We start from the raw sequence: 12,202 nt of genomic DNA, 5'->3' as shown, positions 1-12,202 counted from the left end.
AGGGACCCAGCGACTTCGCATTAGCGCCAACGACACTGGATCCCGGCCTTCGCCGGGATGACGATCAAAAACCTAAGTGCATCGCCGCTAATGAGCGCGATGTAACGGAGCAAAACCATGACCAAGCAAGTGCAAGACGCATACATCGTCGCCGCGACCCGCACGCCGGTCGGCAAAGCGCCGCGCGGCGTGTTCCGCAACACCCGTCCGGACGACATGCTCGCCCACGTGATCCGCGCCGTGATGGCACAGGCGCCGGGCATCGATCCGCATCGCATCGAAGACGTCATCGTCGGCTGCGCCATGCCGGAAGCCGAGCAAGGCATGAACGTTGCGCGTATCGGCGCGCTGCTCGCCGGCCTGCCGTATACGGTGCCGGGCGTCACCATCAACCGCTTCTGCTCGTCGGGCGTGCAGGCCATTGCCATGGCCGCTGACCGCATCCAGCTCGGCGTGGCCGATCTCATGATCGCGGCCGGTACCGAGAGCATGAGCATGGTGCCGATGATGGGCCACAAAATTGCGATGAATCCGGCCATCTTCGCCAACAAGGAAGATGTTGCCATCGCCTACGGCATGGGCATCACCGCCGAAAAGGTGGCTGAGCAGTGGAAGGTCACCCGCGAACAGCAGGACGCCTTCGCAGTAGAGAGTCATCGCCGCGCACTGGCCGCCATCGCTGCCGGTGAGTTCAAGGAAGAAATCACCCCGTTCAAGCTCGACGACCACTATCCCGATCTCGCCACGCGCGGCATCAAGACGGACAGCCGCCTTATCGATACCGACGAAGGCCCGCGCGCTGGCACCACGTTGGAAGTGCTGTCCAAACTGCGCACCGTGTTCCGCAACGATAAGTTCGGCGGCTCGGTAACGGCTGGCAACTCCTCGCAGATGTCCGACGGCGCTGGCGCGCTGCTGCTGGCCAGCGAAAAGGCGATCAAGGAATTCAACCTGACCCCGATCGCGCGTTTCGTGGGTTACTCCGTCGCTGGCGTGAAGCCGGAGATCATGGGCATCGGCCCGAAGGAAGCGATTCCGAAGGCACTCAAGCAGACTGGCCTCACCAAGGATCAGCTGGACTGGATCGAGCTCAACGAAGCCTTTGCCGCACAGGCGCTGGCGGTGATCGGCGATCTCGGCCTCGACCCGGCCAAGGTGAACCCGCTGGGCGGTGCCATCGCGTTGGGCCATCCGCTGGGTGCAACCGGTGCCATCCGCGCCGCCACGCTGATCCACGGCATGCGCCGCCGCAAGCAGAAGTACGGCATGGTGACCATGTGCATCGGCACCGGCATGGGTGCGGCGGGCGTGTTCGAAGCGCTCTGATCCACCGCTCCCTGCAGGAAACGAAAACGGCGCCGTAGCGATACGGCGCCGTTTTTCTTGATGCCATTGATCCTCAGGTGCGCGTGATGGAAACGCCACCATCCACAAGCATCGCTGTCCCCGTCACAAAACTGGACGCATCCGATGCAAGGAAAAGCGCGGACCGCGCGATCTCTGCCGGTTCAGCCAGACGCTTCAGGGCGTGCAAGCTTTGTACGAACGCAAGTGCCTCTGGCGAGTTAGTCACTGCGCGTCCCATCGGGGTGTCCGTGCCACCGGGCAGGAGCGCATTTGCGCGAATGCCCTGCGCACCGTATTCGGCCGCAATCACCTTGCACAAGCCGATAAGCCCCGCCTTGCTCGCCCCGTACGCTCCCATGCCGGGAAAGCCGACGGTGTAGCCCACGAACGTGGACGTGAAGATCAACGAGCCACCGCCTCTGGCCATCATGGCCGGAATCTGATGTCGGGCTCCCAAGAACGCAGCCGTAAGATTGGTTTCCAGTGTTTCGCGCCATGCCTCAACCGACAGCTCATGCACCGGAGCGGCATCGCCTGTCGCGCCCGCATTATTGAACGCGATATCCAGCCCGCCGAACGAGTCAACCGCCACCTCTACCGCACGAGCGGCCAACGTCTCGTCGCGAACATCGCCGGCAACGGCAACAGCCTGCCCGCCAGCACCGGCAATTTCTGTAACCAATGCATTTAGTTCGGCTTGCCGACGCGCACAGACGACGACCTTCGCCCCTTCCCTGGCAAATAGCTTCGCCGCCTCATAGCCAATACCGGAACTGGCGCCGGTGACAATGGCGACCTTGCCTTTGAGTTGCTCCATCACTACTACCTTTCTGCTTATCGTCGGAGCAGGAACGGTAATGACGGGGATCGTTGCGCACTATCCGATTCTTGCGCTCAGCTCAGCGCCGCAATCTGTCTCGCCACATAGACCGTGAGAAAGATCGCCATCAGTACCAGCAGCACCGCCATAGCGCGGGCGACCAAAGAATCACCGTACATCGATGACTTAGATGACTCGATCGCACGCCGGTTGCGATAGAAGCGCAGCGTCGCACCGACGATCATCAAGGCGCCAACGACCAACAACGTCAGCCCGAGCCACTGCGAAGCACGCGTATGCAAGCCCTCGGAAACTTTGTCGGCCGTCTTCGACGCGTAGATAAGAAAGATGTCGAAGCGCTCCAGCAAGAAGCCGAAGGCCATCACGGAAATCGCCGTACGAACCCAGGCGAGATAGGTACGCTCATTGGCCGAATGATCGGAAAAATGCGGTATCACGGCATGTCCTCTCCCATGGGCGCCAGCGCCCCTGCCGAAACCATGATGCCACGCCCGGTCTCGACTCCGATGAGCGGGCCGGTCTGGGCTGTCGCGAAACGGCGCTACAATCGATGATCAAGCTTCCCGGAATGTCCCATGCGCAACCCTCTGCAGGAACAACTACTGAAGGCAGGCCTGGCCAAGAAGGGCAAGGTCGACCAGATCGCACGCGAGCAGGCCAAGCAGCGCCAGGGCAAAGGCACGGCCTCGCCCCAGGAAGAGAAGATCGACGCACAACAGCTGCAGGCCGAAAAGGCTCAGCGTGACCGCGCCCTTGCCGCCGAGCGCAAGGCCCAGGCGCAGGGACGCGAAATCGCCGCGCAGGTACGTCAGATCATCGAGGCCAACAAGGTCAAGCGCGAAGGCGAAATCAGCTACCGCTTCACGGATGGCGACAAGATCCACAGCGTACTGGTGAACGAAACCCTGCGCGCCCAATTGGCCAGGGGTGTTCTGGTAGTCGTGCGCGCCGGCGACAGTTACGAGCTGGTGCCGCGCAGCGCCGCCGACAAGATTCGCGAGCGTGATGCCTCGCTCATCGTGCTGGATCACGGCAAACCAACGGAAAGCGCACCCGCCGGCGAGGACGACGAGTTCTACAGCCAGTTCAAGGTGCCCGACGACCTCACCTGGTGAGAACCTGTTCAACATCTCGCGTTAGCACTCATTTCCCTCACCGTCATTCCGGCGCAGGCCGGAATCCAGTGACGGAAGCCATCGGTTCTCGTGCAACGTCAAAGCGTTTGGCTCTTCCGCGAAAGCCAAGCCGCACGGACACTGGATTCCGGCCTGCGCCGGAATGACGTGCGGCAAGAGTGAATGTGACGAATAGGCTCCAAAACTGGTCCCGCCACTTTTGGCGCAATCGGATTACCGGACTTCCCTGCCCGCCTTCTAAGGTCTGTCTACCCTCATGACCCTGGCAGGAGATTCCCCATGTCCCAAGTCTGGCTTATCACCGGCAGCTCCCGCGGATTCGGCAAGGCCCTGGCCGAAGCCGTACTGGATGCAGGCCACCAACTGATCGCCACCGCACGCCAGCCAGCCCAACTTGCTTCGCTGGTGAAGTCGTACGGCAACCGGGTAAAAACCGTCGCGCTCGACGTGACCGACCCCGAGGCGGCGCGCGCCGCCGTGCAGGCCGCCGTCGACACGTTCGGGCGCCTGGATGTGGTGGTCAACAACGCCGGCTACGGCAACCTGGCTACCATCGAGGAAGGCAGCGACGCCGATTTTCGTGCCCAGCTCGAGACCAACCTCTTCGGCACGGTGAACGTCACCCGCGCCGCGCTGCCAGTGCTGCGTCGGCAGCGAGCCGGCCACATCATCCAGTTCTCCTCGATTGGCGGCCGCATCGGCGTGCCCGGACTGGGCGCCTACCAGTCCGCCAAATGGGCGGTGGAAGGCTTTTCCGAAGTGCTGGCCAAGGAAGTCGCCGGCTTCGGTATCCACGTGACACTGGTCGAACCAGGTGGTTTCCGCACCGATTGGGGTGGCCCGTCCATGACCGTGTTCGAGCCGGCTGCCGATTCGGAATACACCGACGTGCTCGCCCCGATGCTCAATGCGCGCCGCAGCTATGTGGGCCAGGAAACCGGCGACCCGGCCAAGGCCGCCAAGGCCACCCTGGCCATCGCGCGCGAACCTCAGCCCCCGTTGCGCCTGCTGCTGGGCTCGGATGCGGTCTACCTGGCCGAACAGCAGGCGGCAAAGATGGCGGAGGAAGACGCCAAATGGCGTACGCTCAGCCTCTCGACCGACTTCGACCTGTCGCCGCAAGCTACCGAGGAGCGCGACCGGATGGTGCAATCGGTGCTCTGAACACGCCCGGCACAACACGACGATGAGAGCCGACCAGATCCCGCTCAGCCGTGGCGCCTTCGCGCGCATGACCGCACTCGGCCTCGACGTGCCCGCCGTGCTCACGCACGCGGGCCTGTCGCTGGAACTGATGTCGACCGCACGCCCGGTGGTGACCACGGCACAGTTCTTCGCGTTCTGGCATGCCGTCGAAGCCATCTGCCCGGATCCGTCGCTCGGCCTGCGGCTGGGCGACGGCACCCGCACCGAGGTCTACGACATGGTGACGGCGGCGGCACTGCACTCCGGCAACCTCGGCGACGCCCTTGACAAACTGGCGCGCTACAAGCGACTCACCTGCCCCGAGGACGTCGTGGTCGAGCTGGCCCCCGACGAGGCCGCCGTGTCGATGCGCTGGATGCTCGCCGAAGGCCACACGCCGCGTCTGTTGGTGGATGCCATGTTCGCCTCCAACTTCGCGCTGGCCGAGCGTGGCACGGAACGCCGCCTGCACCTGCGGCGACTGGAACTGACGAGACGCCCGGCCGAGGGCACGCTGCTATCGGCGCATTTCCTTTGCGAGCTGCGCTTCAATGCGCCGCAAGACCGCATCGTTTACCAGCGATCGGACCTGGATCTTCCTTTTGTTACACACGACGACAGCTATCTGACCCAGCTGCTGCCCGTGCTGGAAGGTTCCCTGCGTGAGCAGACCGCCGCCACGCCGCTGCGCGACAAAGTATGGAATGTGCTGGCGCGAGGCATGCGTGGCGGACATTTGCGCATGGCCCAGGTGGCGGACGCCTTGCACCTGAGCACCCGCACACTGCAGCGGCGACTGGGCGAGGCTGGCACGAGTTATCAGCAAGTGCTCGACCAGGTACGCCACCACCTGGCCCGGCGTCTGCTCGATGCCACCGACCTGGACACGGGCGAGATCGCTTTTCTGCTCGGCTTCGAGGAGCTCAACTCGTTCAATCGCGCGTTCCGTCAATGGGAAGGTGCCTCGCCCGCGCGCTGGCGTACCGTCGCAACGGGTTGAGTGTCGGCACCTGATCGCATGCCCTGCTCAAAGCCACACATCAACCGAGCAGCACAAGAAACGGAGTTTCTTTCACGCCGACCTCGAACATGATCGCTTGCTGCCCCCCCCCCCCTGAGCCGGCCTCATGACTAAAGCGACTGACGACTATTTGCTCGAGCCGCACCTGCGCGCGTACAACTGGGCGATGATCGGCGAACAGCTGAACACCTCCGGCTGCTCGATGCTACCGGCCCTGCTGCCCCCCGAAGTGTGCGCGACGCTTTCTGCGCTGTACGAGCGGGAGAGCGGTTTTCGCAGCCGTGTCGTCATGACTCGTCACGGCTTCGGGCGCGGCGAGTACAAGTACTTTTCGTACCCTTTGCCCGCGACGTTGCAAGCGCTTCGAACGCAGATCTATCCGTGGCTGGCTCCCGTAGCGAATGCATGGAATGCTCAGCTCGGTATCGACACCGCCTTCCCAGATGCGCTGGAGACGTTTCTCGACCGCTGCCACGCCGCCGGACAGGTACGCCCCACACCACTGCTATTGCGCTACGGCCCCGGCGACTACAACTGCTTGCATCAGGATCTCTATGGCGAGCACGTGTTTCCACTGCAGGTCGCTGTGCTGCTGTCCGAGCCGGGGCGAGACTTCACCGGCGGCGAGTTCGTACTCACCGAGCAACGACCGCGCATGCAGTCTCGCGTGGAAGTCGTGCCGCTGCGCCAGGGCGATGCGGTGATCTTCGCGGTCAACCAGCGCCCCGTGGAGGGCAGTCGCGGCTTTTACCGAGTCGCCATGCGCCATGGCGTCAGCCGTATTCGCAGTGGCCAGCGCCACACACTGGGGATCATCTTTCACGACGCCCGGTGAGCCCCGGCACGGGCGCCCCCGGAATCCTTTAGGATGGCCCCTTTCGTGCCATCGAAAGGATCGTGCCGCCCATGCAGAACCACGAACCGACCGTAGCGCCCGGCGCCGCGGACCACCACCTGCAGCGGAACCTGCATAACCGTCATCTGCAGTTGATCGCCATTGGCGGCGCCATCGGCACCGGCTTGTTCATGGGCTCGGGCAAGACCATCAGCCTGGCTGGCCCGTCGGTCATCTTTGCGTACGCCATCATCGGCAGTGTGCTGTTCTTCATGATGCGTGCCATGGGCGAGCTGTTGCTCTCCAACCTGCACTACAAGTCCTTCGTCGACTTCAACTACGACCTGCTGGGCCCTTGTGCCGGCTTCTTCACCGGCTGGACTTACTGGTTCTGCTGGGTGGTGACCGGCATCGCGGATGTGGCGGCCATCACGGGCTACATCCAGTTCTGGGCGCCAGGCGTACCGTTGTGGCTGCCCGGCGCGGCATGCATCCTGTTGTTGCTCAGCCTCAACCTGCTGACGGTGAAGCTGTTCGGCGAAATGGAGTTCTGGTTTGCTCTGGTGAAGATCATCGCCATCGTGTCGCTGATCGCCATTGGCATTGTGCTTATCGGCATCGGATTCACGTCACCCTCGGGTGCCAAAGCGGCGGTATCGAACCTGTGGAGCAACGGTGGCTGGTTCCCGCATGGCGGAACGGGTTTCCTGGCAGCGTTCCAGATTGCCGTATTCGCCTTCGTCGGCATCGAACTGGTCGGCACGGCATCGGCGGAAGCGCGCGATCCGGAGAAGACGCTGCCCAAGGCGATCAACTCCATTCCCATCCGCGTGATCGTGTTCTACGTGCTCGCCTTGCTGGTGATCATGACGGTGACACCGTGGAATCAAGTGGCACCAGACCGCAGCCCGTTCGTGAATCTGTTCATGCTGATTGGCGTCCCCATCGCCGCCAGCCTGATCAACTTCGTGGTGCTGACCTCGGCCACATCATCGGCGAACAGTGGCATCTATTCGACGGGACGCATGCTCTACGGCCTCTCGGCTGGCAAGTTGGGACCGCGCCCGTTTGCAAAGCTCAGCAACAACAATGTGCCAGCCAACGGCCTCGCCTACTCCTGCGCACTGCTCTTCATCGGCGTGTTCCTGCTCTATCAGGAAGGCGACGTCATGAAGGTCTTCACCATCGTCACCACCATCTCGAGCATCTGCTTCATCTTCGTGTGGTCGCTGATCATGATTGCCTACATGCGCTATCGGAAGCTGCATCCGGAGCGGCACGCCAAGTCGATCTTCAAGATGCCCGGCGGCGTGGCGATGTGCTGGCTGGTGCTGGCCTTTTACGCTTTCGTGCTGTGGGTGTTCGCGCAGAAACAGGACACGCTGCAGGGCCTGATCTATACGCCCATCTGGTTTGTAGCACTGGCGATCTGCTATCCGTTCTATCGGAAGCAGGCCATTGAACATCGGAAGGAAACGCATTGACGATGACGGTCTGACCGGCGACGGCGTCGCCGGTCAGACCACCGATTCGCGCATCGCCGGATTTGACGCAATAAAAAAGCGACCTTTCGGTCGCTTTTTTTGTTGATCGCGATGCTTCGATCAACGGAATCTGGAGCGGGAAACGAGACTCGAACTCGCGACCCCGACCTTGGCAAGGTCGTGCTCTACCAACTGAGCTATTCCCGCATCGGAGTCGCGCATTGTAATGGGTAATCGCCAGCCGTCAAGCACCCGTCATAAATCAATTCAGGGAGCCCCCATCAGCCCTCATCGCGCGGAAATACGCTCTTGGCCGCCTCGCCCTTCAGGCTGGGCCATGCCGCGCGCAGGTAATACAGGCCCGACCAGATGGTGAGAATGCCGGCGATCACCAGCAACGCCTCGCCGATGTGGTACAGGCGCAACGCCTCGGCGCTTTTCTCGTGCTGCACGATCAGCACCACCAGCGCCACCATCTGCATCACCGTCTTGAGCTTGCCGATGAAGGCCACTTTCACGGTGGCCCGCATGCCGATCTCGGCCATCCACTCGCGCAGTGCCGATACGCTGATCTCGCGCCCTACGATGATGGCCGCCGTCACTGCCATCAGGATGCCGGGCCAGCCGCCGCGATGCGTTTCCACCAGCAGGAACAGCGTCACCGCCACCATGAGCTTGTCGGCTACCGGGTCCAGGAACGCGCCGAAGGCCGAGGTGAGGTTAAGGCGTCGCGCCAGGTATCCGTCGAGCCAGTCCGTGATGGCTGCCAGCAGAAATACGATGGCTGCCGTGATGTTGTGCCCTGGAAACTGCCAATAGAAAACGACCACCATGACCGGCAGCAACAGCACGCGGAACAGGGTCAGCCAGGTGGGCAGGTTGATGCGCATAGATCCTTATCCGGGGTGGTTTCTTCTACGGGCTTGAACGCGTCGGCGCCTAGCCATGCAACACAGCATAAATGCGTTCTGCCAGCCCGCGATCAATGCCTTTCACTTGCATCAACTCCTCCACCCCCGCGGCCTCCACGCCGGCGAGTCCGCCGAACGCCTTGAGCAGCGCGGAACGGCGCCGCGCGCCCACGCCCGGCACATCCTCGAGCACGCTGCGCTCGCGCGCTTTCTCGCGCCGCTTGCGATGGCCGCTGATGGCAAAACGATGCGCCTCGTCGCGCACGGCCGCCACCAGATGAAGTGCCGGTGATGCCGAGCCGGGATGCAATTCGCGACCGGAATCCGCAAGAATCAGCGTTTCCTCGCCGGCGCGGCGTCCCGGCCCTTTGGCCACACCCACCACATTGATACCGGTGACACCCAGCTCTCTTAGCACGTCCAGGGCTTGCGCCACCTGACCGGTGCCACCGTCGATCAGCAGCAGGTCCGGACGCGCGCCCTCGCCTTCGGCCACCTTACGAAAGCGGCGCACCAGGGCCTGATGCATGGCGGCATAGTCATCGCCCGGGGTGATGCCACTGATATTGAAGCGGCGATAGTGTGACTTCTCCGGCCCTTCCGGACCGAACACCACGCACGAGGCCACCGTAAGTTCGCCTTGGGTATGACTGATGTCGAAGCACTCGATGCGGCGAGGCGGCTCGTCCAGCTCAAGCAGTTTCTGCAGGTCGTCGAAGCGTGCACCCAGCGTCTGCCGGCTGGCCAGACGCGCGGTAAGCGAGGCTTGTGCATTGCGCTCGGCCATCTGCAGAAAACGCGCGCGCTCGCCGCGCACGCTGGATTTCAGCTCGACGGCGTGACCTGATTGCTGCGCCAGCATCTCGGCGAGAATCTGCTGATTGGGCAGCGTTTCGCCGAGGACCAGCTCGCGCGGCACCGGTCGATCCAGGTAGTACTGCGCAATGAACTGCTCCAGCACGTCCGACGGCTCCGCATCCAGGGGCAAGCGCGGGAAGAAGTCGCGCGTACCGAGACTGATACCGTTGCGGAAGAACAGCACGCTGACGCACGCCATGCCGGCTTCAATGCGGCAGGCGAGCACGTCCATATCCGCGCTGGCACCCTGCACATGATGTTCCGCCTGCAACTTGCGCAACGCGGCCACCTGATCGCGCATGGCTGCGGCACGCTCGAACTCCAGCGCCTTGCTGGCCTTCTCCATCTCGCCCGCCAGTTCGTCGATCACCGCGCTGCTGCGGCCCTCGAGAAACATTTCCGCATGGCGCACGTCGTTGCGGTAATCGTCCACCGTAATCAGCTTCACGCACGGTGCCGTGCATCGGCCGATCTGATGTTGCAGGCAGGGGCGCGAGCGGTTCTTGAAATAGCTGTCCTCACACTGACGCACCTTGAACAGCTTCTGCATCAGGTTGAGGCTTTCGCGCACCGCGAACGCGCTTGGATAGGGCCCGAAATAGCGCCCCGGCATATTCTTCGCACCGCGGTGGAACGCCAGCCGCGGGTAATCCTCGCCACCCGACAGGAAAATGTAGGGATAGCTTTTGTCGTCACGCAGCAGAATGTTGTAGCGCGGCTTCAGCGACTTGATCAGCTGCGATTCCAGCAGCAGCGCCTCGCCCTCGGTACGCGTCACCGTGATATCGACACGGGCGATCTGCGACACCATGGCCGCGATGCGCGGCTCCATCTTGGGCTTGAGGAAGTAGCTGCTGACGCGCTTCTTCAGATTGCCGGCTTTGCCGACGTACAGCAGATCGCCGTCCTCGTCGAAATAACGATAGACGCCGGGCGACGTGGTGAGCGTTTTGACGAAAACCTTGCCGTCGAAGGCTTGCGGCGGAGTGGGCAGCATCGTTTGATTCTAGCCGTTCAACGGCTCTGCAGGCGTGCGATGAGGCCGTCTACCGCCCGCTCTGCCAGCGCTACGGCTTCGCTGAAGCCTTCCTCATCGCCAAAGTAAGGGTCCGGAAACTCTACCGGCTCGCTGATGCCCGCCCAGGGCAGGAACAACTCGACCGGCGCCCCCTGCGATCCGCGCAACGGCAGCAATGCATCGAGGTTGTCGGCATCCATCGCCAGCACCCAGTCGTAGGCGAGAAAATCCCCCGCACGCACCTGGCGCGCACGATGTTGTGAAAGGTCATAACCTGCCTCGGCTGCGGCCTCCAGCATGCGTGGATCCGCCCCCTTGCCGACATGCCAGTTGCCCGTGCCGCAGGATGCAAACCTGACATCCAATCCGGCTTCGGCACAGCGCTGACGCGCCACCGCTTCGACCAGCGGAGATCGGCAAATATTGCCCAGGCAAACGAAGAGAATGGACGTTGGGGATGTTTGCGGCGTCATCAGGTCGCTGTTGCTCATACGGCACAGGCCGCGTGGAGAAACTATGGGCGGGTGCGGTCACGCGCAAGCCCGGGCCAACGGCATTGCCTCACGCGACAATGCACTGCCACGATAGGCGCGGAGGATCGACGATGGGCTGTCTGCCGCTACCCTTATTGTTCGTACTGGGGTTTCTGATTGGCCACGCCATAGGCGGAACCCAGGGTGCCTTGTGGGGTGCCGGCATCGGGTTGGCACTGGGCCTGCTATTGGCAGGCCTGTTTATCGTGATGGTGCGGCGGCGGCACTAGCCGTTGCGCTGCGCCAGCCAACGCTCGGCGCGTTCCACGTCCGCCTCGGTATCGATGCCCGGCGGGAACGGTTCCGGCGTCAAACGTACGGCAATGGGGAAGCCGTGCTCGAGCACGCGCAACTGCTCCAGCGACTCGGCTTGTTCCAGCGGCGTGCGCGACAACTGCGTATATCGCTTCAGAAACCCGGCTCGATAGGCATAGATGCCGATGTGGCGCAGGAAGGGCACTTCATCTGGCAAAGCATCGCGTTGTGCGGCGAATGCATCGCGCGCCCACGGCAACGGTGCCCGGCTGAAGTAGAGCGCACGACCGGTTGCCGTACGCACCAGCTTCACGACGTTCGGATCGAACAGCTCATGGGCGTCGCTGATGGGCGTGGCCAGTGTGGCCATCGGCGCATCGTCCTCCGCCAATGCTTGCGCCACTTCGCGAATGCCGGCTGCGGGAGCAAACGGCTCGTCACCCTGCAGATTCACCACAATGGCATCGTCTGCCCAACCATAGTGCAGTGCGCACTCGGCGAGGCGATCGCTGCCAGACGCGTGATCGATGCGCGTCATGCATACGTCGACGCCCTGCCCCGCGATAGCGTCGGCAACGCGCTGATCATCTACCGCCACCACTACCTGGGCCGCGCCCGCCTGCAGCGCACGCTGCGCCACGCGCACCACCATGGGCACGCCGCCCAGCTCACGCAGCGGTTTGGCCGGCAGGCGAGTGGAGCCATAGCGGGCGGGGATGGCGACGATGAAGGAAGGCAGGGCGGTAGACATGGCGACCTCGGGGTGGAGCGCCAAGGT

Annotated in this window: 13 protein-coding genes and 1 tRNA gene; 7 read left to right on the top strand and 7 right to left on the bottom strand. The window is 63.0% G+C overall.

What is annotated here, in order from left to right:
- Positions 1-117: 117 nt before the first annotated feature.
- Positions 118-1,326, top strand: coding sequence for an acetyl-CoA C-acyltransferase (locus tag OQE56_RS02030; RefSeq protein ID WP_267221028.1), 1,209 nt, complete (start codon positions 118-120; stop codon positions 1,324-1,326).
- Positions 1,327-1,399: 73 nt separating this feature from the next.
- Here the strand turns inward: OQE56_RS02030 and OQE56_RS02025 are convergent, their stop codons facing one another.
- Positions 1,400-2,164 carry an SDR family oxidoreductase gene (locus tag OQE56_RS02025; protein WP_267221026.1) on the bottom strand — a complete coding sequence of 255 codons (765 nt, stop codon included), beginning with the start codon at positions 2,162-2,164 and terminating at the stop codon, positions 1,400-1,402.
- A gap of 77 nt (positions 2,165-2,241) precedes the next feature.
- Complete coding sequence (locus OQE56_RS02020) at positions 2,242-2,625, bottom strand: YidH family protein (protein ID WP_267221025.1); 384 nt, start codon at positions 2,623-2,625, stop codon at positions 2,242-2,244.
- Positions 2,626-2,763: 138 nt separating this feature from the next.
- Here OQE56_RS02020 and OQE56_RS02015 point away from each other — a divergent pair, with 138 nt between their 5' ends.
- The 5 genes from OQE56_RS02015 (at position 2,764) to cycA (ending at position 7,849) form a co-directional block, all read left to right on the top strand.
- The gene (locus OQE56_RS02015; RefSeq protein WP_267221023.1) at positions 2,764-3,303 is read left to right on the top strand and encodes a DUF2058 domain-containing protein; all 540 of its coding nucleotides are present in this window, start codon (positions 2,764-2,766) and stop codon (positions 3,301-3,303) included.
- Positions 3,304-3,603: 300 nt separating this feature from the next.
- Positions 3,604-4,488 carry an oxidoreductase gene (locus OQE56_RS02010; RefSeq protein ID WP_267221021.1) on the top strand — a complete coding sequence of 295 codons (885 nt, stop codon included), beginning with the start codon at positions 3,604-3,606 and terminating at the stop codon, positions 4,486-4,488.
- A gap of 22 nt (positions 4,489-4,510) precedes the next feature.
- Positions 4,511-5,509: an AraC family transcriptional regulator gene (locus OQE56_RS02005; protein WP_267221019.1), complete on the top strand. Its 999-nt coding sequence runs from the start codon at positions 4,511-4,513 to the stop codon at positions 5,507-5,509.
- Positions 5,510-5,636: 127 nt separating this feature from the next.
- Positions 5,637-6,365, top strand: a complete 729-nt coding sequence (locus tag OQE56_RS02000) for a 2OG-Fe(II) oxygenase (RefSeq protein ID WP_267221017.1) — start codon at positions 5,637-5,639, stop codon at positions 6,363-6,365.
- 71 nt (positions 6,366-6,436) lie between these two features.
- Positions 6,437-7,849: a D-serine/D-alanine/glycine transporter gene (gene cycA, locus OQE56_RS01995; protein ID WP_267221015.1), complete on the top strand. Its 1,413-nt coding sequence runs from the start codon at positions 6,437-6,439 to the stop codon at positions 7,847-7,849.
- 131 nt (positions 7,850-7,980) lie between these two features.
- Here cycA and OQE56_RS01990 read toward each other — a convergent pair.
- The 4 genes from OQE56_RS01990 to OQE56_RS01975 form a co-directional block, all read right to left on the bottom strand.
- A tRNA-Gly gene (locus tag OQE56_RS01990) sits at positions 7,981-8,056 on the bottom strand.
- Positions 8,057-8,130: 74 nt separating this feature from the next.
- A complete protein-coding gene (gene pgsA / locus OQE56_RS01985; RefSeq protein ID WP_267221013.1) occupies positions 8,131-8,739 on the bottom strand; it encodes a CDP-diacylglycerol--glycerol-3-phosphate 3-phosphatidyltransferase in 609 nt (202 codons plus the stop codon).
- Between the two features lie 49 nt (positions 8,740-8,788).
- Positions 8,789-10,615: an excinuclease ABC subunit UvrC gene (gene uvrC / locus OQE56_RS01980; protein WP_267221010.1), complete on the bottom strand. Its 1,827-nt coding sequence runs from the start codon at positions 10,613-10,615 to the stop codon at positions 8,789-8,791.
- A 17-nt stretch (positions 10,616-10,632) separates the two neighbouring features.
- Positions 10,633-11,127 carry a low molecular weight protein-tyrosine-phosphatase gene (locus tag OQE56_RS01975; protein WP_267221009.1) on the bottom strand — a complete coding sequence of 165 codons (495 nt, stop codon included), beginning with the start codon at positions 11,125-11,127 and terminating at the stop codon, positions 10,633-10,635.
- Positions 11,128-11,240: 113 nt separating this feature from the next.
- On the opposite strand from OQE56_RS01975, the gene OQE56_RS01970 reads away from it, so the two are divergent.
- The gene (locus OQE56_RS01970; RefSeq protein ID WP_267221008.1) at positions 11,241-11,399 is read left to right on the top strand and encodes a hypothetical protein; all 159 of its coding nucleotides are present in this window, start codon (positions 11,241-11,243) and stop codon (positions 11,397-11,399) included.
- On the opposite strand, the gene kdsB is transcribed toward OQE56_RS01970, so the two are convergent.
- Positions 11,396-12,175, bottom strand: a complete 780-nt coding sequence (kdsB, locus tag OQE56_RS01965) for a 3-deoxy-manno-octulosonate cytidylyltransferase (protein WP_267221007.1) — start codon at positions 12,173-12,175, stop codon at positions 11,396-11,398. The genes OQE56_RS01970 and kdsB overlap by 4 nt on opposite strands.
- Positions 12,176-12,202 lie beyond the last annotated feature (27 nt).

It is taken from the genome of Dyella silvae (assembly GCF_026421305.1).
GTDB classification, from domain to species: Bacteria; Pseudomonadota; Gammaproteobacteria; order Xanthomonadales; family Rhodanobacteraceae; genus Dyella; species Dyella silvae.
Note: the sequence above shows the minus strand (reverse complement) of the source record. Positions and strands in the feature narration are given on the sequence as shown.